This is a genomic window from Kitasatospora sp. NPDC096204 (assembly GCF_044763205.1).
GTDB lineage: Bacteria > Actinomycetota > Actinomycetes > Streptomycetales > Streptomycetaceae > Kitasatospora.
In genome coordinates this window covers 141,371-164,150 of sequence record NZ_JBIWFT010000008.1, presented here as the reverse complement: position 1 = coordinate 164,150, position 22,780 = coordinate 141,371, and the positions used below count along the sequence as shown (strand labels likewise).

Below are 22,780 nucleotides of genomic sequence, written 5' to 3'. Positions count from 1 at the left end.
CTATCTTTCCCGTGCTCCTGCTCGTCCGTGCTCAAGGTCTTGGGGTCAACGCCAAAGGTCGAGTGTAGTCGCAGCGTGTAGCGCCGCTCGGCGCCGCTTCCCCACAGCCCGCCCCCGCGGAGTCCCTAGAGCATGAAGTCCGGGATCCCGGCGGGCAGGATGAATCGGAACCGGGCGCCGGCACCCGGGGCCCGGTCGACGCGGATCGAGCCGCCGTGGGCTTCCACGATGCCCTTGACGATGTAGAGGCCCAGGCCGGTGCCGCCGCGCTTGGAGCCGCGCCAGAAGCGGGTGAAGACGCGGGGCACCGACTCCTCGGGGATCCCGCCGCCTTCGTCGCTCACGGTGACCGCTGTGCCCTCCACGATGCGGGGTGGGGTGCCGTCGCGCTCCCAGAGGGGCGCCTCGACGACCTCCTTGGCCGGTGCCACCTCGATGGTGACAGTTCCGTCACCGTGCCGCACCGCGTTTTCCAGCAGGTTGGCGAGCACCTGGTCGACCTTGTCCGGGTCGGCCCACAGGACGGTCAGCGGCTCGCTGATCCGGATGTCGAAGCGGTCCTCGGGGATGCCGGTGGCGACCTTGCGCTCGACGTGCCGGCGCACCGCCGCGGCCAGGTCGACCACCTGCTTGCGCAGCTCCAGCCGGCCGGAGTCGATCCGGGAGATGTCCAGCAGTTCGGCGATCAGCCGGGTGACCCGGTCGGCGTCGGCGTCGACGGTCTCCAGCATCAACCGCTTCTGCCCGTCGGTGAACCGCTCCCACTTGGCCAGCAGCGTCGCCGTGAAGCCCTTGACGCTGGTGAGCGGGGAGCGCAGCTCGTGCGCCACGGTGGCGATCAGCTCGGCGTGGCTGCGCTCGGTGCGGCGCCGGGCCTCGGTGCCGCGCAGGGCGATCACCAGGCGCTCCAGCGGCCCGCCCGGCGCGCTGCGCACGTACCGGGCGGAGACCAGCACCTCGCGCCCCCCGGGCAGCAGCAGGTTGCGCTCCGGCTGGCGGGTACGGATGGCCAGGCCGCCGTACGGGTCGGTCAGCTGCCACCAGCGGCGGCCGTCCAGGTCCTCCAGCGGGAGGACGTCCTCCAGCTCACTGCCGAGCGCGGCCTGCGGGAGCACGCCGGTGAGCCGGGCCGCGACCCGGTTGAAGCAGACCACCCGGCCCAGCGCGTCGGCGACCACCAGGCCGTCCGGCAGGTCGTCCGGGTCGAGCTCGGGTCCGCTGCCGACCATGGGTTGCCTCCCCGATTACCCACCGTGCCGTTCCCCCCACAGAGGCAGACCCTAGCGCCTCCCGAGCCCGTGCAGTAGGGCTTGCAAGGGGGTGATCCGGACGCGCCCCCGGGGTGCGTCAGGCGTTCGAACGGCAGCCGCCGGGCGAACGCTGGGCGCGGGCCGAGGCGTACAGGCAGACGGCCGCCGCCGTGGCCAGGTTGAGGCTCTCGGCGTGGCCGTGGATCGGGACGCGCACGACCTCGTCGGTGAGCGCGCGGGTCTCCTCCGGAAGCCCCCACGCCTCGTTGCCGAACACCCATGCGCCGGGCGCGCCCAGGGTGCCCTCGTCCAGCTCCCGGTCCAGGTCGCGCTCCCCGGCGCCGTCCGCGGCGAGCACCCGGACGCCGGCCTCGCGCAGCCTGCCGACGGCCTCCTCGACCGGCACGCCGACCGCCACCGGCAGGTGGAACAGGCTGCCCACGGAGGCCCGGACGGCCTTCGGGTTGTAGAGGTCCACCGAGGCGTCGGTGAGCACCACGGCGTCCGCGCCGGCCGCGTCGGCGGTGCGCAGCACGGTGCCGGCGTTCCCGGGGTCGCGCACGTGGGCGAGGATCGCGACCAGCTTGGGACGGGCCTGGAGCACCTCGTCGAACGGGGTGTCGATGAAGCGGCAGAGCGCCACGATGCCCTGCGGGGTCACCGTGTCGCAGATCCCGGCGATCACCTCGTCGGTGGCGGTCAGCACCGGCAGCCCCTCGGCCAGGGCGGCCTCGACGATGCCGGCGTGCCGCTCGGCGGCCTCCACGGTCGTGTAGACCTCGACCACGGCGTGCTCACCGGTGCCCGGCAGCCTGCCGAAGGCGATGGCCTCCCGGACGGCCTGCGGGCCCTCGGCCAGGAAGCGGCGCTCCTTGGTGCGCTGGTTGCGCTTGGCCAGCCGGCGGGCGGCCACGACGCGCGGCGAGCGCAGGGAGGTCAGCAGGGGGGTGTCGGTGCTCGGCATGGTCTCGTTCTCCGGAGGCGCTGAAGGAGGGGGCAAAGCAGGACCGGACCCGCAGGCGAGCCTGCGGGTCCGGTCAGAGCTCAACCGATCTCGGAAGATCAGGCGGCGTCGGCGGCGGCCTTCGGGGCGTTCACGTCGGCCGGCAGCGCCTTCTGGGCGACCTCGACCAGGGAGGCGAACGCACCCGGGTCGTTGACGGCCAGGTCGGCCAGCATCTTGCGGTCGATCTCGACGCTGGCGGCCTTCAGGCCCTGCACGAAGCGGTTGTAGGTGATGCCGTTGGCACGGGCCGCAGCGTTGATGCGCTGGATCCACAGCTGACGGAAGTCGCCCTTGCGCTTCTTGCGGTCGTTGAAGTTGTAGACCAGCGAGTGGGTGACCTGCTCCTTGGCCTTGCGGTACAGGCGCGAACGCTGGCCACGGTAGCCGCTGGCGCGCTCCAGGATGACCCGGCGCTTCTTGTGGGCGTTGACTGCCCGCTTGACGCGTGCCACTTGATTACTCCTTGGGTTGGACCACGGACTACTTCACGTGGTCCGTCATTCGAATGGGTCGGGAAGGATCAGCTGCCCCGCTCGCGGCTCGCGCCGGGCGGGAGGGCGATCACTTGCCGAGAAGCTTCTTGATCTTCTTGGCGTCAGCGGGGGCCAGCTCGACGGTCCCGGCCAGCTTGCGGGTCAGCGTCGAGGGCTTGTGCTCCAGGAGGTGGCGGCGGCCGGCGCGCTCGCGCAGCACCTTGCCAGAGCCACTGATCTTGAAGCGCTTGCTGGCGCCACTGTGCGTCTTCTGCTTCGGCATTTCGCCGTATCTCCTCGTCGGTCCCGTCCACGCCCGCGCGGCGGTTGCCACGCGGGCGTGAACTGGATGGATCTGCGGTGACCGGGCGGGCCGCCCCGTCACCCTGTGGGCCGGTCTCCCGGGCCCTCCTGGCCGGTGAAGGCTCAGGCGCCCTGGGAGGCGGCCGGCTGCTCGACCGGAGCGTCGGCCTCGACGGCCGGCGCCTCGGCCGGGGCGTCCTGCGCCTCGGTCACGGCGTCCTCGGTCACGGCGTCCTCGACCTCGGCGTCCTCGGTCACGACGTCCTCGACCTCGGCGTCCGCAGCGGCGTCGGAGCCGGGGGTGCGGCCCTGACGCTCGGCCTTGCGGGCGTCCGCGAGGGCGCGGGCCTCGGCCATGGCCTCGGTCTTCTTCTTGTGCGGGCCAAGGACCATGATCATGTTACGGCCGTCCTGCTTGGGCGAGGACTCGACGAAGCCCAGGTCCTGGACGTCGTCGGCGAGCCGCTGAAGCAGACGGAAGCCCAGCTCGGGGCGGGACTGCTCACGACCGCGGAACATGATCGTGATCTTGACCTTGTCGCCCTGCTTGAGGAACCGGACGACGTGACCCTTCTTGGTGTCATAGTCGTGCGGGTCGATCTTCGGCCGGAGCTTCATCTCCTTGATGACCGTGTGCGCCTGGTTCTTGCGCGCCTCACGGGCCTTCATGGCCGACTCGTACTTGAACTTGCCGTAGTCCATGAGCTTGCACACCGGCGGCCGGGCGGTCGCCGCGACCTCGACCAGGTCGAGGTCGTACTCCTGCGCGAGCTCCAGCGCCTTGGCAAGCGGCACGATGCCGACCTGCTCGCCGCTGGGACCGACGAGTCGCACCTCGGGGACGCGAATCCGGTCGTTGATGCGGGGCTCGGTGCTGATGGGGCCTCCTCGGTTGCACCTTCTGCGATGCGGCCGTCGGACGGCGGTCGCACGTAGTGGACTCGACCACTGGGCGGGGCTTCATTCGTGCTGCGCTGTCCGGTACGTACACCGCCACACGAAAAAAGCCCCGCTCGGTACAAGCGGGGCTCCACACAACCGGGGGCTGCGCCCGGTGAGGGGCGCTGCGGCGACTCGGCACCAGGGGCGCCCGTCGCGGACCGGGACCCGTCGACCCGGAAGCCGATCGGGTGGGAGACTTTCGCGGTTGCCCTCTCGGGCCTCCTCAGTGGAGCCTCCACTTGCTGGCCGAGCGCCCATGCGGGATCCCGGCCGGTCAGTCTCGAAGCTTACAGCGTCGGGGGGTCGAACGCTATTCCGCCCCGGCATACTGCCTCGTCCGCGTCCTCCGGGGCCCTTGTACGCTCCACGTGTACCCACACGGCACGAAGGAACGAGCCCCCCTTGAGCAGCGAGCCCACCCAGACCCCCGGCGCGGACGACGACGCGATCGGCTTCGACGACCTCACCCGCGACATCGCCGAGGTCCCGGCCGTCGAGGTGATCACCACCGTCGCGGTGCACCTGATGAGCGCCGCCGCCGTCAAGTGCGGTCTCGCCGAGGGCGGCGAGAAGGACAAGGACCTGGACGAGGCCCGCAAGCTGATCACCGCGCTCGCCGGGCTCGTCACCGCCGGCGCCCCGGAGATCAGCAACTTCCACGCCGCGCCGCTGCGGGACGGGCTGCGCTCGCTGCAGCTCGCCTTCCGCGAGGCGTCCATCGTCCCGGACGCCCCGGGCGCCGGGCCGGGCGAGAAGTTCACCGGGCCGGTCTACTCCTGAGACCGGACCCCGAAGGGAGAACCTACTGGGCCGGTAGGTTCTCCCTTCGGCGTTCTCAACGCCTGTAGAGCGGCTCCCCCGGCAGCTCCGCGCTCGCCGGCAGCACCGCGAGGTCCAGCCCCCGGTCCAGCCGCACCCGCAGCACCGGGTCGGCGGCCACCGCCTGCCCGACGCGCTGCGCGGCCGCCTGCAGCCCGGACTGGTCCAGCGCCGGGTCGAACACCACCGCGAGCACCCCGTCCGAGCCCTCCGAGGCCGCCAGCAGCCCGCTGACCACCTGCGGCTCGGCCGCCAGCAGCGCACGGACCGCCTCGCGCACCTCCGGGTCGCGGACCGGCGGCAGGAACGGGCGGTTCTCCGCGAGCGCCCGCAGCCGGGCGCCGCTCAGCTGGAACGCCACCGGCCCGGCCGGGTCGATCAGCAGGGTGTCGGCGCGCTCCGAGTAGGCGACCATCGCGGCCTGCGGGGCCGCCGTCGGCGCCGGGCGGGCGTCGGCCCGCCAGCGGGTGAGCGCCTCGAGCGACGTGAAGGCCGGCAGCGCGCGGCGCCCGTCCGGGGCCTCCAGCACCGGGACGGCCATGTCGCTGGTCTTCTCGTGCCGGTGCCCGTCCGGGCTCACCTCGACCTCGCCGAGGATCGCGACGATCGGGACCATCAGCCGGGTGGGGGGCAGCGCCGCCAGCACCTCCGGCTCGGCCGCGCGGTCCTGCGACCAGCGGACGAGGGCCTCGGCGAGCGCCGGGTCGGCGCTGCCGTCGTCGTCGGAGAAGCCGGGGTTCGGGATGCTCTTGCCGACGAACGCCGGGTTGGAGAAGTCTTTGCGGTCCACCCGCCCGACCCTATGCCACCGCGCGCGGACGGCCCCATTTCCCTGCACGCGGCCCCTACCCACCGGTAGCGCGCTGTGGCACCCTGCGCCCATGGTGATCCTCGACGCGCCCGCGACCGCACCCGCCCCGGTTTCCGACCGCCTCCGGTACGACCGCGCCACCGCCCACCTGGACGGCCCTGTGGCCGTCGTGGACCTCGCCGCGTTCGACGCGAACGCCGCCGACCTGGTCCGCCGGGCCGGCGGCAAGCCGATCCGGCTGGCCAGCAAGTCGATCCGCTGCCGGGCCCTGCTGGACCGGGCGCTGGCCGTGGACGGCTTCCTCGGGGTGATGAGCTTCACCCTGGACGAGTCGCTCTGGCTGGCCCGCACCGGCGTCCGCGACATCCTGCTCGCCTACCCCTCCGCCGACCGGGCCGGCTTCGCCGAGCTGACCGCCGACCCGGAGGCCGCCCGCGAGATCACCGTCGTGCTGGACGACCCGGCCCAGCTGGACCTGATCGACGAGGCCCGCGGCGGCGACGCCGAGGTGCGGGTCTGCCTGGAGCTGGACACCTCGCTGCAACTGCTCGGCGGCCGGGTCCGGGTCGGCGCCCGCCGCTCGCCGCTGCGCACCCCCGAGGACCTCGGCGCCTTCGCCGAACTCGTCCAGCGCCGCCGGGGCTTCCGGGTGGTCGGCCTGATGGCGTACGAGGGGCACGTCGCCGGAGTGGGAGACCGGGTGCCCGGGCGGCCGGTGCGCTCCGGGCTGATCCGGCTGATGCAGGCCAGGGCCAGGACGGAGCTGGCCGAGCGGCGCGCGGCGGCGGTCCGGCGGCTGCGGCGGGTGGCCGACCTGGAGTTCGTCAACGGCGGCGGCACCGGCAGCGTGGAGTCCACCGTGGCCGAGCGCGCCGTCACCGAGGTGGCGGCCGGCTCCGGGCTGTACCAGCCGCAGCTCTTCGACAACTACCGCGCCTTCCGGGGCCGCCCGGCCGCGCTGTTCGGCCAGCCGGTGGTGCGCCGCCCCGGCCTCGGCGTGGTGACCGTCCTCGGCGGCGGCTACCCGGCCTCCGGCGCGGCCGGCCCTGACCGCTCCCCCGTGCCGTACCTGCCGGCCGGGCTGCGCTACGACCCGATGGAGGGCGCCGGGGAGGTACAGACGCCGCTGCTCGGCTCGGCGGCGGACGACCTGCTGATCGGCGACCGGGTCTGGTTCCGGCACGCCAAGGCGGGTGAGCTGTGCGAACGCTTCGCCGAGCTGCACCTGGTCGAGGGCGACCGGATCGTACGGACCGTGCCGACGTACCGCGGCGAGGGGAAGACGTTCCTCTGACGCCTTGTCCGCCTTTGCCCTACCGTGGTGCCGACACTGCGGTACGACAAGGGAGCAGCATGGACCCCGAACTCACGGACATTGCCACGAGGGGCGCGGCCGCCCTGGCCGGGCTCATGGTCACCTCGGCCTGGGACCGGGTGAAGCCGCGCGTTGCCGCGATGTTCGGCCACAGGGCGGATTCGATCTCCGAAGAACTGGACGAGACCCAGGCCGAGTTGGCCGCAGCTCCGGACAACGGCCGCGAGTCCGCCCTCCAGAGCGCCGAGGGCGAGTGGCAGCCGAAGCTGCGCCGACTGCTGGTCAACGACCCGGCCATGGCCGCCGAACTCCGTTCCATCCTCGACGAGTTCGCTCCCAAGGCGACCGAGCAGGCGCCCATCGTGTACCACAACGAGCTCAAGGACATGACGGTCCACGGCACCGTCCTCCAGGTCGGCCACGGCAAGGTCGTCCAGGCCGACACGATCAACGGCGACCTGAACTTCTGAACCTTTCCGGAGCCTTAACGGGGCCCGATGGAACGGCTAACCCCAGCCGTCCGTCGGGCCTTTGCGCTGCTCGGGGGCCTACAGTCCGTCAACAGGCGCAGCACGCGCGGCTATTGCCTTCTGGTCCAGACCAATCCTACGCTTCGGCCCGGGGGCCGCGCGCCGGGCCGGCGGCTCCCGAACGGGCAGGCGTGCCCGTTCCCCCACGCACGCCCGGAACGACGGTCAAGGAGTCCCCACCCCATGTCCATCAAGCGAAGTGCCCTGTCCGTCGGCGTGATCGGCGCCGCGGTCGTCGCGGTGGCCGGTGCCACCGCCGGCACCGCCAGCGCCCACGGCACGATGACCAACCCCGTGAGCCGCGTCGCCGCCTGCTACGCCGAGGGCCCCGAGCACCCGGTGTCCCAGGTCTGCAAGGACCTCGTCGCCGCCAGTGGCACCCAGCCGCTGTACGACTGGAACGAGGTCAACATCGCCAACGCCAACGGCAACTCCCAGGCGCTGATCCCGGACGGCAAGCTCTGCTCGGCCAACCGGGACAAGTACGCGGCGCTGGACTGGCCGCGCACCGACTGGCCGGCCACCGCGGTGAAGGCCGGCGCCTTCACCTTCCAGTTCCGCACCACCGCGCCGCACGTCGGCACCCAGACCGTCTACATCACCAAGCCGAGCTACGACCCCACCAAGCCGCTGAAGTGGTCGGACCTCGACCCGGCCCCGGTCGCCCAGGTGCAGGTCGACCGCAACGCCGTCAACGGCTTCTACACCTACTCCGGCACCCTGCCGCAGCGCACCGGCCGTCAGGTCCTCTACACGGTGTGGCAGCGCAGCGACAGCCCGGAGGCCTTCTACTCCTGCTCCGACGTCGACTTCGGCGCCTCCACCACCGCCGTGTCGGCGCTCGCCGCCCAGGCTCCGGCCGCGCCCAGCGACGCCCAGATCGCGGCCGACGCCTCCAAGTCCACGGTCGCCCACCACGGCCACGGCGGGGACCCGGACTCCCCGGCCGGCCGGGTGATCCCGACCGCCTCCGCGGCCGTGGGCGGCACCTCGGCCACCGGTCCGCTGCTGCTCGCCGGCGCCGCCGCGATCAGTGTCGGCTGGGCCGGCATGGTGCTCCGGCGCCGTCGCGTCGAGGCTGTTCGACGCGACTCCTGAGGCCGGGCACGGGACCGGGCCGGCCACTCCCCCGTCCGGCCCGGTCCCGTGACACCACCCCGCGCGACGACGAACGGCGGCCCACCCGGTCTTCCCTCCGGGTGGGCCGCCGCCGTGTGAGGAGCGAGGGGCTCAGGTGGTGGTGCCGCCGGTGCCGCCGCCCGCGCCGGCCCCGCCGGAGCCCGTACCGGGCAGGCCGGGGATGGCCGGGAGCTTGCCCTTGTAGGTGGTGATGCCCTGGACGATGGTGTCCATCACCGCGACGTCCGGCGACTTGTCGGCGATGTCGAAGCCGAAGTGCACCGAGACCAGCGACTTCCCGTCGGCGGACGGGAAGACCACGGTCTGCACGTAGCCGCTGTTGCCCTTGGCCACGTCCACCTTCCAGCGGACCAGGTAGCCGTCCTGGCCGTTGACCTTCACGGCCTCGGACTTGAGCTCCTGGTGACCGGTGACGTCGCCGTACGAGTCCTTGGCCGCCGACGCGATGTCGGCCTTGGCCGCCGCCTGGGCGTCGGTGCCGCCGCCGGTGATCCGGCCGGTGTTGGCGCCGCCGAGGGAGCACTCGCTCTTGCCGTCCACGCAGGTGTACGAGCCGACGGTGAGCATGGCGTAGCCCTTGTCGGTGGTGCCGGCCTGCCAGCCGTCCGGGACCGGCAGGACGATCCGGTTGACCACGTCGATCGCCTGGTCGGCGCTCGGGCGGGTCCGGCCGCCGCCGTTGCCACCCCCGCCGCCGTTGCCGCCCTTGCCGTTCCCACTCCCGCTCCCGCCGTCGCCGGGGTCGCCGAAGCCCGGGATGCCGCCCCACGGGCCGGAGCCGTCCTGCGGGGCCGGGCGGGCGCTGCGCGGGGCGCGGTCCCGGTGGCCGTCCATCGCGAGGTAGGTGATCCCCGAGCCCGCGCCGAGGCCGAGCAGGGCGGCGAGGGTGGTCGCGACGACCAGCTTGGAGGGCTTGCGCCGGGGCTTGCGCGGGGGCCCGGCGGGCGAGCCGTAGGCGGTGCCGAAGGGCGGCGGCTCCGGGTAGCGGACGGTCGGGCCGCTGTCCAGCACCTCACCCTCCAGCACCCTGGGCTGCTCGGCCGTCCCCGGCTGCGGGGCCGCGGCGGCCGTCGGCTCCGCCTCCGGGGAGTCCGGAGTGCCCGCCGGGGCGCCCGGCGCCGGGGCGTCCGAGGGCGCGGGCCGGGTGTCGGCCGTCCAGCCCCTGCCGTCCCACCACCGCTGCGGCCTCGGGTCGCCGGAGGTGTCCTTCGGGTCCGGGTACCACCCGGCGGGAATCTGCTCGCTCACGGTAGAGAATCTAAAGCCAGCCGGATAAACGCGAAATCAGCGCAGCCGGGAATTCCCGCCGTTTTCGATGAGATTCCGGTGAGAACCCCGGTGTGCCGACGGGGAGGGGCCTACAGCGGGGTCACGTACGCCCCCGAGATACCGCCGTCCACCAGGAACTCGCTCGCCGTGATGAACGAGGAGTCGTCGCTGGCCAGGAACGCCACCGCGGCGGCGATCTCCTCGGCCCGGGCGAACCGGCCGAGCGGGATGTGCACCAGCCGGCGGGCGGCCCGCTCCGGGTCCGCGGCGAACAGCTCGCGCAGCAGCGGGGTGTCCACCGGCCCGGGCGAGAGCGCGTTGACCCGGATGCCCTCCCGGGCGAACTGCACGCCCAGCTCGCGGGACATCGCCAGCACCCCGCCCTTGGAGGCGGTGTAGGAGATCTGCGAGGTGGCCGCGCCCATCCGGGCCACGAAGCTGGCGGTGTTGACGATCGAGCCCCGCCCGTGCCGGCGCATGTACGGCAGCGCGGCCTTGCAGCACAGGTAGACGGAGGTCAGGTTGACCTCCTGGACCTTCCGCCAGGCGTCCAGTCCGGTGGTCAGGATCGAGTCGTCCTCGGGCGGCGAGATGCCCGCGTTGTTGAAGGCGACGTCCACGCTGCCGTAGGTCTCGTACGCCTCGTCGAACAGCGCCTCGACCATGTACGGGTCGGTGACGTCGGTGTGCACGAACAGCCCGCCGACCTCCTTGGCGGCGGCCCGCCCGGTGTCCTCGTCGAGGTCGGCGCAGACCACCTTCGCCCCCTCCGAGGCGAGCCGGCGGGCTGCGGCCAGGCCGATCCCGCTGCCCGCGCCGGTGACCACGGCGGTGCGGCCGACCAGCCGGCGGCAGACGGCGTCGTCCCGCGCGGCGTGCTTCTCGCTCATCGGGCTGTCACTCCTCGCTGTGGATGAAGACGTTCTTGGTCTCGGTGAAGTGGCGCAGCGCGTCCGGCCCCAGCTCGCGGCCCACCCCGGACTCGCCGTAGCCGCCGAAGGGCGTCCAGTAGCGCACCGAGGAGTGCGAGTTGACCGACAGGTTGCCCGCCCGCACGCCCCGGGCCAGGCGCAGCGCCCGGCCGACGTCCCGGGTCCAGATCGAGCCGGACAGCCCGTAGCGGGTGGCGTTGGCCAGCCGCAGCGCGTCGGCCTCGTCGGTGAACGGCAGGACGGCGGCGACCGGGCCGAAGATCTCCTCGGTGACGGCCGGGACCTCCGGGTCCTCGGGGGCGATCACCGTCGGCGGGTACCAGTAGCCGGGCCCGTCCGGGACCTTTCCCCGGGCCAGCACCGGCAGGTCGGGGGTGACGTAGGAGGACACCCGGCGGACCTGGGCGGCCGAGATCAGCGGGCCGAGCTGGGCCTGCGGGTCGGCCGGGTCGCCGGTGCGCAGGGACTCGACGGCGGGCAGCAGCAGGGCGAGGAAGTCCTCGTACACCTCACGCTGGACCAGGATCCGGCTGCGGGCGCAGCAGTCCTGGCCGCTGTTGTCGGCGAAGGACATCGGGTCGGCGGCGCGGGCCAGATCGGCGTCGGCGAAGACGATGTTGGGGCTCTTGCCCCCGAGTTCCAGGGTGACCCGCTTGGCGTGGGCGGCGCAGCGGGCGGCGACCTCCTTGCCGACGACGGTCGAGCCGGTGAAGACGATCTTGCGGACGGCCGGGTGGTCCACCAGGGCCCGGCCGGTGGTGGCGCCCGCGCCGGGGACGGTCTGGAACAGGCCCTCGGGCAGGCCTGCCGCGAGGGCGAGTTCGGCCAGCCGCAGGGCGGTCAGCGGGGTGGCCTCGGCGGGCTTGAGCAGGACGGCGTTGCCGGCCGCCAGGGCGGGGGCGAAGCCCCAGGCGGCGATCGGCATCGGGAAGTTCCACGGCGCGATCACCCCGACCACGCCCACCGGCTCGTGGAAGGTCACGTCCAGGCCGCCGGGGACGGGGATCTGCCGGCCGGTCAGCCGTTCCACTCCCCCGGCCGCGTACTCCAGGAGGTCCCGGACGTTGCCGGCCTCCCAGTGGGCGTTGGCCAGGAGGTGGCCCGCCTCCGCCACCTCCAGGGCGGCCAGTTCGGGGACGTGCACCTCGACCTGGTCGGCGAACCGGCGCAGCAGCCGGGCACGTTCGCCGGGGGCCAGCGCGGCCCAGCCGGCCTGGGCCTTCAGCGCGCGCCGGACGGCCGCGTCCAGCTGCCCGGGGGTGGTGTCGGGGACGGTGGCGAGCACCTCGCCGGTGGCGGGGTTGCGGACGGTGCTGCTGCTCTCGGCGTCCGCGGACGCGGACGCGGACGCGGTCGTCTTCGCGGTCGTCTTCGCGGTCGGCTCGGTCACGGGTCACATCCGTTCGAAGGATCGGTAGCGCTCCCAGTCGGTGACCGCCCCGTCGTAGGCGGCCTGCTCGACCCGGGCCATGTTCAGGTAGTGATCGACCACGTCGTCGCCGAAGGCCTCCCGGGCCAGGGCGCTCTGCGCCCACAGGTCCGCCGCCTCGCGCAGCGATCCGGGCACCCGGGCGTACTCCTCGACCGCGTAGGCGTTGCCGAGGCAGGGAGCGGGCAGTTCCAGCTTGCGCTGCACCCCGTGCAGGCCGGCCGCGATCATCCCGGCCACCGCGAGGTACGGGTTGACGTCGCCGCCCGGCACCCGGTTCTCCATCCGCAGGCCGGGGCCGTGGCCGACCACCCGGTAGGCGCAGGTGCGGTTGTCCCGGCCCCAGGCGACGGCGGTCGGGGCGAAGGAGCCCGGGCGGTAGCGCTTGTAGGAGTTGATGTTCGGCGCGTACAGCAGGCTGAACTCGCGCAGCGCGACCAGCTGGCCGGCCAGGAAGTGCCGCATGGTGTCGGTCATCCGGCCGTCCCGGTCGGCGAAGGCGGGGGCGCCGACGGCGTCGCGCAGCGAGAGGTGGATGTGGCAGCTGTTGCCCTCGCGCTCGTCGTACTTGGCCATGAAGGTGAGCGCGCAGCCGAGTTGGGCGGCGATCTCCTTCGCGCCGGTCTTGTAGACGCTGTGCTGGTCGCAGGTGGTGAGGGCGTCGGCGTAGCGGAAGGCGATCTCGTGCTGGCCGAGGTTGCACTCGCCCTTGGCGGACTCCACCACCAGGCCGGCGCCGGCCATCTCGGTGCGGATCCGGGACAGCAGTGGCTCGACCCGGGCGGTGCCGAGCATCGAGTAGTCCACGTTGTAGAGGTTCGCCGGGGTCAGGCCGCGGTAGCCGTCCTGCCAGGCCTGCTCGTAGGTGTCGCGGAAGACCAGGAACTCCAGCTCGGTGCCGATGTCGGCGGCCAGGCCGTGCTCGGCGAGCCGGGCGATCTGGCGGCGCAGCAGCTGGCGCGGGGCGGCGTCCACCGGGTGGCCGCCGTGCCGGGCGAGGTCGGCGGTGACCTGGGCGGTGCCGGGCTGCCAGGGGGTCAGCCGCAGGGTGCCGAGGTCGGGGCGCATCGCGAAGTCGCCGTAGCCGGTGGCCCAGGAGGAGAAGGCGTAGCCGTCCACGGTGTTCAGGTCGACGTCGACGGCCAGCAGGTAGTCGCAGGCCTCGGCACCGTGCTCGGCGACCTCGTCGAGGAAGAACCGGGCGGCGAAGCGCTTGCCCTGGAGGCGGCCCTGCATGTCGGTGAAGGCGAGCGCGACGGTGTGCACCTCGCCGGCGTCCACCAGGGTGCGCAGGCCGTCCAGGGTCAGCGGCGGCCGGGACGGCGCGCCGGCGGCGGCCCGTTCGGACAGTTCGGGCGTGTCGGACATGGCCGAGCCCTCCTCCTCGATCACTCTTCGAGATCAAGCGGTCACAGCGAACCGTACGGCCTGCGGCTCGCGGGGCGGAAGAGGGCGGGCGGGTGTCGGAAGGGCCCCGAGGGGACGGGCCGGCGTCGGACCGGCGGACGCCGCCCGGCCGTGGCGCGCCGACGCGCGTGGCTGACGGTGGATCAGCCGCTTCGGGGGGAGAATGCGCGCCATGGATCGCAGGCCTTTGATCGGCGTCAGCACCTACCTGGTGGACGCGAGTTGGAGCGATTGGCGGGGCCGCCGGGTGGCCCTGTTGCCCGAGCGGTACACCGCGCAGGTCCGGGACTCCGGCGGGATCGCGGTCCTGCTGCCGCCGGACGCCCCGGAGCGCGCGCCGGAGGTGCTGACCCGGCTGGACGGTCTGGTGATCGCCGGCGGGCCGGACATCGACCCGGCCTACTACGGGGAGCCGGCCCACCCGGCGACGGAGGTGGACTCGCCGGAACGGGACGCCTGGGAGGTCGCGCTGCTGCGGTCGGCGCTGGCGGCGGGGATGCCGCTGCTGGCGGTCTGCCGGGGGATGCAGATCCTGAACGTGGTGTGCGGCGGGACGCTGGTGCAGCACCTGCCGGACGTGGTGCCGGTGGACGTGCACGGCGGCTCACCCGGCCACTACGGCTCGCACCCGGTGCGCCCGGTGCCGGGGACGCTGCTGGGCGGGCTGCTGCCGGAGAGCGAGCTGGAGGTGCCGACCTTCCACCACCAGGCCGTCGACCGGGTGGGGTCGGGTCTGCGGGTGAGTGCCCACGCGCCGGACGGGACGGTGGAGGCGGTGGAGGGGCCGGGGTTCACGCTCGGGGTGCAGTGGCACCCGGAGCAGGGGGACGACCTGCGGCTGATGCGGGCCCTGGTCCGGGCGGCCACCGCGGCGGTCCTCGACACGCTGGTGCTGGGGTAGCACAACTGGGCGCGGGGGCAGGGGATTTCGGCTGTTCGGCGGGGTGCGGAACGCACCGGGTGCGCCCCTCTGAACGGCAACGACAACGGTCACCAGTACAGCCTTTGGATCTTTGTCGATTCTGCGGTTCACTTCGGTTGCGGGACGGTCGCAACGCGCCCCCTTCCCCACCCGTGCGCCCAGAGAGGACTTCCATGGCCGGGCACGAGCATTCGCACGATGATCATGCGCATGACTACAAGCACTCGCATGCGCACGGCTCAGGCGGGCACGCGCACGGCTCCGGTGGGCACGGAGGCCACTCGCACGGTGTCTCCGCCGACGCGGACCGCCGCTGGCTGCTCGGCGCCCTCGCCCTGATCGTCGTCTTCATGGCCGGCGAGGTCGCGGTCGGCTTCGCCGCCCAGTCCCTGGCGCTGATCTCGGACGCCGCGCACATGCTCACCGACGCCGCCTCGATCGCGCTCGCGCTGGTCGCCATGCGGCTCGCCGCCCGCCCGGCCCGGGGCGGCTACACCTACGGCCTCAAGCGCGCCGAGATCCTCTCCGCCCAGGCCAACGGCGTCACCCTGCTGGTGCTGTCGGCCTGGCTGGGCTACGAGGCGATCACCCGGCTGTTCGAACCGCCGGAGGTCACCGGCTCACTGGTGCTGGTCACCGCGCTGGTCGGGATCGTGGTCAACCTCGCGGCGACCTGGTGCATGTCCAAGGCCAACCGCAGTTCGCTGAACGTCGAGGGCGCCTTCCAGCACGTGCTGACCGACCTGTACGCGTTCATCGCCACCGCCGTCGCCGGCGCCGTCGTCCTGACCACCGGCTTCGCCCGGGCCGACGCCATCGCCTCGCTGATCGTCGTCGCGCTGATGCTCAAGGCCGGCATCGCGCTGGTCCGGGACTCCGGACGGATCTTCCTGGAGGCCGCCCCGGCCGGGATCGACCCGGACACGGTGGCCGACCGGATGGTCACCGAGCCGCTGGTGGAGGAGATCCACGACCTGCACATCTGGGAGATCACCTCCGGCCAGCCCGCCCTGTCCGCGCACATCCTGGTCACCCCCGGCGGCGACTGCCACGCGGTGCGGCGGTCCCTGCAGCGCCGGCTCGCGGACGAGTACGGCATCACCCACTCCACCCTCCAGGTCGACCACGTCGGCGAGGACGAGGCCGGGGCGCTGCTGCAGATCGCCACCCCGTCCGACGCCGCCGCCGAACACTGCGCCGACGCCCACGGCCCGGTCCACCGGGCCGGCCCGCACGAGCACTGAGAACCGTCCGTCCGTCATCCCCGTACGGCATGATTCGACACGTGACCGCACCGCGACTGATGCTGCTCGACTCCGCCAGCCTCTACTTCCGGGCCTACTACGGCGTACCGGACACCCTGCGCTCGCCGCAGGGTGAGCCGGTCAACGCCGTCCGCGGCCTGCTGGACTTCATCGCCCGGCTGGTCCACGACCACCGGCCCGACCAGTTGGTGGCCTGCATGGACGCCGACTGGCGCCCGCAGTGGCGGGTCGACCTCGTCCCCTCCTACAAGACCCACCGGGTCGCCGAGGCGGCCGAGGACGGCGAGGAGGAGGTGCCCGACACCCTGGCCCCGCAGGTGCCCGTGATCGAGCAGGTGCTGGACGCCCTCGGCATCGCCCGCGTCGGCTCCCCCGACTACGAGGCCGACGACGTCATCGGCACCCTCACCGCCCGCGCCACCGGGCCGGTGCAGATCGTCACCGGCGACCGCGACCTCTTCCAACTGGTCGACGACGCCCGCGGGATCACCGTGCTCTACCCGGTCAAGGGCATGGGCAACCTCCAGGTCACCGACGACGCGCTGCTGCTGGAGAAGTACGGCGTGCGCGGCGCCCAGTACACCGACATGGCCGCCCTGCGCGGGGACCCGTCCGACGGCCTGCCCGGCGTCAAGGGCATCGGCGAGAAGACCGCCGCCCAGCTGATCAACGAGTACGGCGACCTCGCGGCCATCCGCGCCGCCGCCCTCGACGTCGCCTCCAAGCTCACCCCCGCCCGCCGCCGCAACATCGTCGAGGGCGCCGCCTACCTCGACGTCGCCCCCAAGGTCGTCCGCGTCGCCGACGACGCCCCACTGCCGGACTTCGACCCGGTCCTCCCCCGCGAACCCCTCTACCCCATGACCCTCGAGGAACTCTCCACCCGCTGGGGCCTCGGCACCTCCCTCGACCGCCTCCTCGAATCCCTCGCCACCCGCTGAGCAGCCACGGCCGGCCCCGCCCGGGCCGGCCGCGGAGCGCCTCCTGGTTCGACCTCCTGTCAGGCGGCCGTGCCGTACTCACGCGTCAGCCGCAGGACTTCGGCGTCCTTGAAGGCCCGTACCTCCTCCACGATCCCGCTCCTCGGCAACTCGGCCACGGGAACGCAGAGGTCCATCCGCTGGATGCAGACACCCACCATGTACTCCCCCTGGTCGGTGAGGTACACGCGGATGCCGTAGTAGCCCTCCTCGCAGTCCGTGTCGTTGTTGAACCGGCACGACGCGCAGGTACCGGGGAGCCGTACGGGCAGCAGCCGCTTGACGTACACCGCCCGACCGCCGAGCGCCCGGTACAGGGTGCGCTCGTCGGAGGTCCCGGCGGTGAACGTCCGGAGCACCGGTTCCGCGCCGACCCGGGCCAGCACTTCGGAGATCGCCGCCACCGACTCCGGTCCGTGCTGGATGCTCGTGAGCATCCGCACGTCCGCGAACTGGCCGTACGACTCGACCAGGTTGACGACCCGGTCCACGTGCGCCGTCCCGGGAACGACGATGTTCACCGAGACCTTGACGCCGTTGGAGACGGCGGCCCGGACGGTCTGCTCCGCGGCACGGATCTTCGTCCCGGCCAGACCCGCCGACCTGAACCGCTCGGACTGCACGGCCCCGAGCTCCTCGGCGGTCGTGCCGAAAACCGAGACGTTGACCCGGTTGAGTCCGGCCGCCGAACACTGCGGCATCACCTGCCGACCGCGCTCCCCGTTGCTGGTCATCCCGACGCCCAGCCCCATGCCGGTGAGCGCCGCGACCAGCGCGGGCACCTCCGCGTGGAGGGTGGGTTCCCCTCCGGTGAGGTGGACCTCGTCGGCGTCGAACGCCCTCGCCACGGTTCGCACCGCCCGCCGGAAGGCCATGTCCGGGGCCATCCTGGCGGCCAGGAAGTCGACCCCGTTCGTCTCGCTGTAGATCGACACCCGCCCGGTCCTGCCAGGGCCCGCGGCGAAGGGCAGGAGCGTGCGGCCCCGGTTGTCGGCGGTGACCGGCGTCCCCTCGTTGTGGCAGAACGTGCAGGCCAGTCCGCAGTCGTCGATCACCTTGATGCGGATGGTCCTGTCCCGGACGACCCGGACCGCCGGACGTTGGGTAGCTGACAAGGTTCGTCTCCTGTCACTCGAACGTGAGCCGGGGAATCGTCTCGATGTCGATCCCGTACCGGCGGTAGACCTTGGTCGTGTTCTCGCTCGTCAGCTCCTCCGGCGAAAGCCCGAGCGTCAGAGCGGTGGCGTGGACGTGCTCGACGCTGACGCCCTCGATCTCCAAGTACGGGGGGATCAGCGGCCAGTGGTCGATCTCGACGGCCGCACCACCCAGCCTCCAGGAGGACCGACGGTTCTCCTGGTACGCCTTCGGCTTGTAGCCGAGCTTGCCGAGGAGCGTGTTCGTGGCATCGAAGTCGCCGACGGTCGTCTCCGTCTCCGTCACACCGTCGATCGCGTCGGAGTGGATCTCCTTGACGCACAGCGTGACGTCGGTACCGGTGTCACGCAGCCGGACCCATGCGCCGGTCCGCCCGGGGATGTCGTAGACGTAGCGGCGCTGGAAGCGGTCCCCCAGGTGCTCAGCCCCGGCCCCGGTCAGGAGCGCGCGCATCGCCTCCGGCTCGATGCCGAGGACCTTTGCCTCGAACTCAGTTACGGTCATGGAGATTTGCCTTCCTCGATGCGGTACGGACATGCGAGCGCACGACCTCGACGATGCCGCGCGCCACCTCCTCGGGCGTACGGGCGGTGCCGGACACCGGCAACAGGCCGAACGCCCGGTAGACGCGGGCGCTCTCTGCCACGTTCGGCTCCTCACGCTGGTGCCAGTAGGTCAGCGTCCCTTGCTCGGCCCTCCGGCGAAGTCGTTCCTGGCGCACGTGTTCGTCCGCTTCCAGGAGGATCGGCACGTCCGGGACGAGGGCCTCGGACGGATACGCCGGCGCGCAGCCGTACCCCATCGCCGTATGCGTGGCGATCGTGCGCGGGAAGTAGGACTCGACCACGACCGTTCGGCCGGTCTCGATGAGCGCGCGGGCGGTCTCGGACTTGATGTGGTTGGCCATCATCCACCAGTGGAAGCGCGCCGGCAGGATCCCCGTGGCGTCGACCTCCGCACGCGTGCGGGGGAACGTCGGCAATGTCCCGTCCGTGAGGTGAACGCCGTCGAGGAGGACGGCGACCAGCGGGACGACGGTGGTCTTCCCGCTCGCGCTGAGACCGTCAACGGTGATGAAGAGTCCTCGGGTCACATTCATGTGGACTCCATTCGCGGGCCCCAGTTCCAGGGGGCCTGGTGGGCTCCGCGCAGGCAGGCGACGCGGTGGGCGGCCTGTCGGCGGGTGTCGGTGTCGAGGTGGGCGCGGCGCGCCGTGTCCATCACGGTGGTGAGAACGACGAGGTCGCGAACGACCTGGTAGCCGGACCAGGCGCCGATGTAGGGGTGCGGTGGGAGCCGGTCCTCGCGTTCGTACGAGAGGTAGGTGTCGGCGTAGGTCCGGTGGTCATCACGGGGGCCGGTGAGCAGTTCGGAGCGCCAGCGGGCAGCGACGAGGTCCCATTCGCGGTGGCCGCGCTGGAGCGGGCGGCGCAGCAGGAGGCCGACGTGGACGCCGTCGTCATGGACCGGGGCCATGCCGAGGACGCCCAGGATGACGGTGTCCGGTGTCGGCCAGTCGAGGTAGTCCCACTCCTCGCGCAGCTGGGTCGCGCGCTCGCGCAGGAACCGGCGGGCGGCCACGTCCAGCGGGGCGTCGTCCAGGCCGTCCAGCACGCCGGAGAACGGGTCGTGCTCCCCCAGCCACGGCCTCGACGCGGCGTCGATGCGGTGAATGAGGGCGGTCACCCAGGCTGACAGCGACGTATCCGGGCTCCGCCGCCCCGGGCGGTGCCAAAAGGTGACGGCCTGGCCGTCGGCAGCCACCCGGACCTCGGCGTACTGGGGGGAAGTGACGGCGACCCGGTTCCTCTTCAGCAACTGCGCGCTCTTGACGAGCGCCCACGCCTCATCCACGTGCTGGTGCACGATGGCGAGCGCGTGCGAGCGCAATCCGAGCGACCACAGGTGGTTCGGGCTGTCGCTGACCAGCTCGGCCTTCGCAACGTCGTCGCCGGTGAACACGCAGGCTTGCGTCAGTGCCTCATAGGAGGCCGCGATGTCCAACCTGCGGGCCGGGGCGACGGTCTTGAGCAGCGCTCTGGTGCGCGGTCCGACACTCACGGCGCAGTCCTCGGGTACGGAGCGGGTGGATGGGAGAGAGGCGAGATCGGTCCGGTTCGACCCACGCCAGGTCGTGTGCCGAGACGGGCGAGCGAGCGACGATCTGCTCGACCGCACCGGACGAGGCAGCTCGATCTCGGCCCAGATCTCCTTGCCGCCCTCGGTGAGGCTCTCGACGCCGAAGCGGGACACGACCCCCATCACCAGCGTCAGACCACGGCCGCAGGTCGCCTCATCACTCGCCGACCGGTATTCGGGCGTACCCCCGCCCGGATCAGCCACGGACACCCGCAGCACACCCGGGGCGCACATCAGAGAAGCGGTCAGCTTCACGTCCGGCCGGTCGCCACCGCAGCCGTGCAGGACGGCGTTGGTGCCGAGTTCGGACAGGACGAGCTCGACGTCGTCCAGCACGTCACCGTGCTGCCGGGCGTCCAGGCCGAGATCGAGTACCGGCATGACCGTCCTGGCCCAGCAACGAAGCTCGCCGATCCGTTCCCGTTCGGCGGGGAACCTCGTCGTGATGATGCGTGATCCGGGATCCATGGGGCGCCTCACTCGCTCGGGGTCGGGACAGTTCGAAGACAGGCCTCACCGCCGCCCGGACATGACGGAACGTTCGCAGTACGAGCCCTGCAACTGCCTTGCACGAACAGCAAACCGTCCGAGTTGGCTGAGAGTAAGGTATTGGCGACCGTCCGTTGTTAAACCGGTTAAACGGCATCTCCAGGAGACCCCCATGGGGCGTACTCACCAACCCAATGAGCGGCTGGGCCGGCTCATTCGGGAAACCGGCCGGCCCAACGAAGCCCTCTTCCGGGCCTTGTGCGGCGTCGCGGCCCGCCACAACGATCCGGCACGCCCGAGCCGGGCATCCGTCACGCAGTGGGTCCGCCAAGGCGTGATGCCCTCCGGGAACATCCCTCAGTACCTCGCGGAGGTGCTCACCAGCTGGCTGAACCGTGACATCACCCTTGCGGCGATGGGGTTCGGGGACGAGCAAACGGATCTACGAGACTGGGACTTGGATACGCTGAAGGCTCTGGCGGCTCTTGGACGGATCGACGTTGACGTGGAACGCAGACAGCTCCTCCGCACGCTCACGTACTCGCTCGGGGCACTGAACATTCCCCCCGGCAGCTGGTGGGAACACATGGCCCGCACGGACAGCCGTGGCATCACCCACCGCCGTGCCGGTCAGGCCGACGTGGACGCCGTTCGGGAGATGACGGGGCTCTTCTCCCAGCTCGACCAGCGGCGCGGCGGCGGACACGGACGCACGGCGGTCGCGCAGTATCTCCTCACGGACGTCGGAGAGTTCCTCCAAGGCACCTTTTCGTCCGACCGAATCCGGCGTGACATGTTCTCCGCGGCATCCGAGCTCGCCTACCTGGCTGGATGGACGGCGTTCGACAACGGCGAGCACCCCACCGCTCAGCACTACTACACCGTCGCCGTGAAGCTGGCGGCCGAGGCCGACGACCCCGCGATGGCCGGCCACGTCCTGCGCGCCATGGCCCACCAAGCGGTCGACCTTCACAAGCCGCGCCACGCCGTCCGAGTTGCTGAGGCGTCCTTGGCCGGCGACCGATACCGGCTCGCCAGCTCGCGCGAGCGTTCCCTGCTCGGCGTCGTCCACGCGCGTGCCCTGGCCGCCGCGGGCCGCACCGCCGAAGCGAACGCCGCGCTGCTCCAGGCCGAACGCGACCTGTCAGCGGCTTCGGCCGGCGACGACGAACCGGCGCGGGTGTTCTTCTTCGGCGAGGCGTCCTTGGCACACGAGACGGCATCGGCGCTTCGTGACATCGGCGATCTGGAAGGTGCAGCAAGGGAGTTCGAACGCAGCGTCGTGACCCGCCGGGTCTCGTCCTTCACCCGGACCCACGCGGTCACCCTCGGCCACCTCGGCCTCGTGAAGGCCAAGCAGCATTCCATCGAGGAGGCCTGCACGATCTGGTCCCAGTCGCTCGACGCCATGCAGACCGTCCGCTCCGCCCGTACTCGAGACGTCGCATTGCAGATTCGCAGTGCTCTGTCCCCTTACCGCGGGCGGAAAGTGTCGACCATCGACACCGTCGACAGGCGCGCCGCCGAGTACTTGGCCGCCACCACCTGACCCGCTGTCCTGGCGCGGTCCGTTCAGAGGAGGGGAAGCACGTGGGTGATGTCTTCAGCGTGGAAGCGCTCGGACACGTTGTGGGAGGCCGCACGGAACCGACCGACGACTACTGGGGAGGAACCCGCGCCATCATCCGCCTCGACGGAGACAGGTTCCCGCTCGACGCAACGAAGGGGCTGGAGGAGTTCTCCCACCTCGACGTGATCTTCCGGTTCCACAGGACCGACCCGACCGACCTGAACTTCGGTGCGCGCCGCCCCCGGGACAACCCGGACTGGCCCGAAGTCGGTGTGTTCGGCCACCGGAACATGCGGCGGATCAACTGGCTCGGGTCTTCGCGCTGCCGTCTCGTGAAGGTCGATGGCCTGGACCTGCACGTCGAGGACCTGGACGCCATCGACGGCACTCCGGTCCTCGAAGTGAAGCCCTGGTTCAAGGAGTTCGGACCGCGCGGAGATGTGCGCCAACCCGCATGGACCACCGAGATGCTCCGCGACTACTTCGCCCCGATGCCTCCCACGTCCTGACGGTCCGGCATCACCTCGTTCGTTCCGGCTGCCTCTTCTCCGTGGGAAGTCGACCGTATCGACCTCCCGCACAACCCCTCACAATCCCGTTGCCGCTTCGGCCCCGCCGAAGCGGCAACGGA

General features: G+C 72.0%; 23 protein-coding genes. 9 read left to right on the top strand and 14 right to left on the bottom strand.

Going from position 1 to position 22,780, the window contains the following annotated elements:
* Positions 1-125: 125 nt before the first annotated feature.
* The 5 genes from ACIQ87_RS11460 to infC form a co-directional block, all read right to left on the bottom strand.
* Positions 126-1,229, bottom strand: a complete 1,104-nt coding sequence (locus ACIQ87_RS11460; protein ID WP_402404981.1) for an ATP-binding protein — start codon at positions 1,227-1,229, stop codon at positions 126-128.
* 118 nt (positions 1,230-1,347) lie between these two features.
* Entirely contained in the window at positions 1,348-2,214 is an 867-nt protein-coding gene (locus ACIQ87_RS11455; RefSeq protein ID WP_402404978.1) for a TrmH family RNA methyltransferase, read from the bottom strand.
* A gap of 98 nt (positions 2,215-2,312) precedes the next feature.
* Positions 2,313-2,708, bottom strand: a complete 396-nt coding sequence (gene rplT / locus ACIQ87_RS11450; protein ID WP_030055649.1) for a 50S ribosomal protein L20 — start codon at positions 2,706-2,708, stop codon at positions 2,313-2,315.
* Between the two features lie 109 nt (positions 2,709-2,817).
* Complete coding sequence (rpmI, locus tag ACIQ87_RS11445; RefSeq protein WP_030055648.1) at positions 2,818-3,012, bottom strand: 50S ribosomal protein L35; 195 nt, start codon at positions 3,010-3,012, stop codon at positions 2,818-2,820.
* A 143-nt stretch (positions 3,013-3,155) separates the two neighbouring features.
* Positions 3,156-3,911 carry a translation initiation factor IF-3 gene (gene infC / locus ACIQ87_RS11440; protein ID WP_402405147.1) on the bottom strand — a complete coding sequence of 252 codons (756 nt, stop codon included), beginning with the start codon at positions 3,909-3,911 and terminating at the stop codon, positions 3,156-3,158.
* Positions 3,912-4,376: 465 nt separating this feature from the next.
* Between infC and ACIQ87_RS11435 the strand changes: the two genes are divergently transcribed.
* Positions 4,377-4,754, top strand: a complete 378-nt coding sequence (locus ACIQ87_RS11435; RefSeq protein ID WP_224281591.1) for a DUF1844 domain-containing protein — start codon at positions 4,377-4,379, stop codon at positions 4,752-4,754.
* Positions 4,755-4,809: 55 nt separating this feature from the next.
* Here ACIQ87_RS11435 and ACIQ87_RS11430 read toward each other — a convergent pair whose 3' ends face one another.
* Positions 4,810-5,583, bottom strand: a complete 774-nt coding sequence (locus ACIQ87_RS11430) for an SseB family protein (RefSeq protein ID WP_402404975.1) — start codon at positions 5,581-5,583, stop codon at positions 4,810-4,812.
* 91 nt (positions 5,584-5,674) lie between these two features.
* On the opposite strand from ACIQ87_RS11430, the gene ACIQ87_RS11425 reads away from it, so the two are divergent.
* From ACIQ87_RS11425 to ACIQ87_RS11415, 3 genes are all read left to right on the top strand, one after another.
* The gene (locus ACIQ87_RS11425) at positions 5,675-6,898 is read left to right on the top strand and encodes an amino acid deaminase/aldolase (RefSeq protein ID WP_402404972.1); all 1,224 of its coding nucleotides are present in this window, start codon (positions 5,675-5,677) and stop codon (positions 6,896-6,898) included.
* 59 nt (positions 6,899-6,957) lie between these two features.
* On the top strand, positions 6,958-7,389 hold the full coding sequence (locus ACIQ87_RS11420) for a hypothetical protein (protein ID WP_402404969.1): 432 nt from the start codon (positions 6,958-6,960) through the stop codon (positions 7,387-7,389).
* A 243-nt stretch (positions 7,390-7,632) separates the two neighbouring features.
* Entirely contained in the window at positions 7,633-8,547 is a 915-nt protein-coding gene (locus ACIQ87_RS11415; protein WP_402404966.1) for a lytic polysaccharide monooxygenase, read from the top strand.
* Between the two features lie 132 nt (positions 8,548-8,679).
* On the opposite strand, the gene ACIQ87_RS11410 is transcribed toward ACIQ87_RS11415, so the two are convergent.
* The 4 genes from ACIQ87_RS11410 to ACIQ87_RS11395 form a co-directional block, all read right to left on the bottom strand.
* Positions 8,680-9,837: a DUF2510 domain-containing protein gene (locus ACIQ87_RS11410; RefSeq protein WP_402404963.1), complete on the bottom strand. Its 1,158-nt coding sequence runs from the start codon at positions 9,835-9,837 to the stop codon at positions 8,680-8,682.
* A 110-nt stretch (positions 9,838-9,947) separates the two neighbouring features.
* Positions 9,948-10,748 (bottom strand): 3-oxoacyl-ACP reductase, encoded by an 801-nt coding sequence (locus ACIQ87_RS11405; RefSeq protein WP_402404960.1) that lies wholly within the window; start codon positions 10,746-10,748, stop codon positions 9,948-9,950.
* 7 nt (positions 10,749-10,755) lie between these two features.
* Positions 10,756-12,075, bottom strand: a complete 1,320-nt coding sequence (locus tag ACIQ87_RS11400) for an aldehyde dehydrogenase family protein (protein WP_402405146.1) — start codon at positions 12,073-12,075, stop codon at positions 10,756-10,758.
* 108 nt (positions 12,076-12,183) lie between these two features.
* Positions 12,184-13,587 (bottom strand): glutamine synthetase family protein, encoded by a 1,404-nt coding sequence (locus ACIQ87_RS11395; RefSeq protein WP_402404957.1) that lies wholly within the window; start codon positions 13,585-13,587, stop codon positions 12,184-12,186.
* Positions 13,588-13,798: 211 nt separating this feature from the next.
* Here ACIQ87_RS11395 and ACIQ87_RS11390 point away from each other — a divergent pair, with 211 nt between their 5' ends.
* The 3 genes from ACIQ87_RS11390 (at position 13,799) to ACIQ87_RS11380 (ending at position 16,754) form a co-directional block, all read left to right on the top strand.
* Positions 13,799-14,527, top strand: a complete 729-nt coding sequence (locus ACIQ87_RS11390) for a gamma-glutamyl-gamma-aminobutyrate hydrolase family protein (protein WP_402404954.1) — start codon at positions 13,799-13,801, stop codon at positions 14,525-14,527.
* A gap of 194 nt (positions 14,528-14,721) precedes the next feature.
* A complete protein-coding gene (locus ACIQ87_RS11385; RefSeq protein WP_402404952.1) occupies positions 14,722-15,792 on the top strand; it encodes a cation diffusion facilitator family transporter in 1,071 nt (356 codons plus the stop codon).
* A 59-nt stretch (positions 15,793-15,851) separates the two neighbouring features.
* A complete protein-coding gene (locus ACIQ87_RS11380; RefSeq protein WP_402405144.1) occupies positions 15,852-16,754 on the top strand; it encodes a 5'-3' exonuclease H3TH domain-containing protein in 903 nt (300 codons plus the stop codon).
* A 59-nt stretch (positions 16,755-16,813) separates the two neighbouring features.
* On the opposite strand, the gene ACIQ87_RS11375 is transcribed toward ACIQ87_RS11380, so the two are convergent.
* From ACIQ87_RS11375 to ACIQ87_RS11360, 4 genes are read right to left on the bottom strand one after another with little or no spacing between them, the layout of a single operon-like run.
* On the bottom strand, positions 16,814-17,908 hold the full coding sequence (locus ACIQ87_RS11375; RefSeq protein WP_402404949.1) for a radical SAM protein: 1,095 nt from the start codon (positions 17,906-17,908) through the stop codon (positions 16,814-16,816).
* A 13-nt stretch (positions 17,909-17,921) separates the two neighbouring features.
* The gene (locus tag ACIQ87_RS11370) at positions 17,922-18,455 is read right to left on the bottom strand and encodes a class IV adenylate cyclase (protein WP_402404946.1); all 534 of its coding nucleotides are present in this window, start codon (positions 18,453-18,455) and stop codon (positions 17,922-17,924) included.
* Entirely contained in the window at positions 18,442-19,050 is a 609-nt protein-coding gene (locus ACIQ87_RS11365) for a hypothetical protein (RefSeq protein ID WP_402404943.1), read from the bottom strand. The genes ACIQ87_RS11370 and ACIQ87_RS11365 overlap by 14 nt, the downstream gene beginning before the upstream one ends.
* The gene (locus ACIQ87_RS11360) at positions 19,047-20,471 is read right to left on the bottom strand and encodes an ATP-binding protein (protein WP_402404941.1); all 1,425 of its coding nucleotides are present in this window, start codon (positions 20,469-20,471) and stop codon (positions 19,047-19,049) included. The genes ACIQ87_RS11365 and ACIQ87_RS11360 overlap by 4 nt, the downstream gene beginning before the upstream one ends.
* A gap of 280 nt (positions 20,472-20,751) precedes the next feature.
* Here ACIQ87_RS11360 and ACIQ87_RS11355 point away from each other — a divergent pair, with 280 nt between their 5' ends.
* Together ACIQ87_RS11355 and ACIQ87_RS11350 are read left to right on the top strand one after the other, a co-directional pair.
* Positions 20,752-22,128 carry a Tat pathway signal protein gene (locus ACIQ87_RS11355; RefSeq protein ID WP_402404939.1) on the top strand — a complete coding sequence of 459 codons (1,377 nt, stop codon included), beginning with the start codon at positions 20,752-20,754 and terminating at the stop codon, positions 22,126-22,128.
* A 41-nt stretch (positions 22,129-22,169) separates the two neighbouring features.
* Positions 22,170-22,658, top strand: a complete 489-nt coding sequence (locus ACIQ87_RS11350; RefSeq protein ID WP_402404936.1) for an SAM-dependent methyltransferase — start codon at positions 22,170-22,172, stop codon at positions 22,656-22,658.
* Positions 22,659-22,780: the final 122 nt, after the last annotated feature.

Bases quoted from the DNA above. Each gene is read 5' to 3' on its own strand.
- ACIQ87_RS11460 (WP_402404981.1), bottom strand. From the start codon at position 1,229: ATGGTCGGCAGCGGACCCGAGCTCGACCCGGACGACCTGCCGGACGGC.
- ACIQ87_RS11455 (WP_402404978.1), bottom strand. From the start codon at position 2,214: ATGCCGAGCACCGACACCCCCCTGCTGACCTCCCTGCGCTCGCCGCGC.
- rpmI (WP_030055648.1), bottom strand. From the start codon at position 3,012: ATGCCGAAGCAGAAGACGCACAGTGGCGCCAGCAAGCGCTTCAAGATC.
- ACIQ87_RS11425 (WP_402404972.1), top strand. From the start codon at position 5,675: ATGGTGATCCTCGACGCGCCCGCGACCGCACCCGCCCCGGTTTCCGAC.
- ACIQ87_RS11420 (WP_402404969.1), top strand. From the start codon at position 6,958: ATGGACCCCGAACTCACGGACATTGCCACGAGGGGCGCGGCCGCCCTG.
- ACIQ87_RS11415 (WP_402404966.1), top strand. From the start codon at position 7,633: ATGTCCATCAAGCGAAGTGCCCTGTCCGTCGGCGTGATCGGCGCCGCG.
- ACIQ87_RS11405 (WP_402404960.1), bottom strand. From the start codon at position 10,748: ATGAGCGAGAAGCACGCCGCGCGGGACGACGCCGTCTGCCGCCGGCTG.
- ACIQ87_RS11395 (WP_402404957.1), bottom strand. From the start codon at position 13,587: ATGTCCGACACGCCCGAACTGTCCGAACGGGCCGCCGCCGGCGCGCCG.
- ACIQ87_RS11390 (WP_402404954.1), top strand. From the start codon at position 13,799: ATGGATCGCAGGCCTTTGATCGGCGTCAGCACCTACCTGGTGGACGCG.
- ACIQ87_RS11385 (WP_402404952.1), top strand. From the start codon at position 14,722: ATGGCCGGGCACGAGCATTCGCACGATGATCATGCGCATGACTACAAG.
- ACIQ87_RS11380 (WP_402405144.1), top strand. From the start codon at position 15,852: ATGCTGCTCGACTCCGCCAGCCTCTACTTCCGGGCCTACTACGGCGTA.
- ACIQ87_RS11370 (WP_402404946.1), bottom strand. From the start codon at position 18,455: ATGACCGTAACTGAGTTCGAGGCAAAGGTCCTCGGCATCGAGCCGGAG.
- ACIQ87_RS11365 (WP_402404943.1), bottom strand. From the start codon at position 19,050: ATGAATGTGACCCGAGGACTCTTCATCACCGTTGACGGTCTCAGCGCG.
- ACIQ87_RS11360 (WP_402404941.1), bottom strand. From the start codon at position 20,471: ATGCCGGTACTCGATCTCGGCCTGGACGCCCGGCAGCACGGTGACGTG.
- ACIQ87_RS11355 (WP_402404939.1), top strand. From the start codon at position 20,752: ATGGGGCGTACTCACCAACCCAATGAGCGGCTGGGCCGGCTCATTCGG.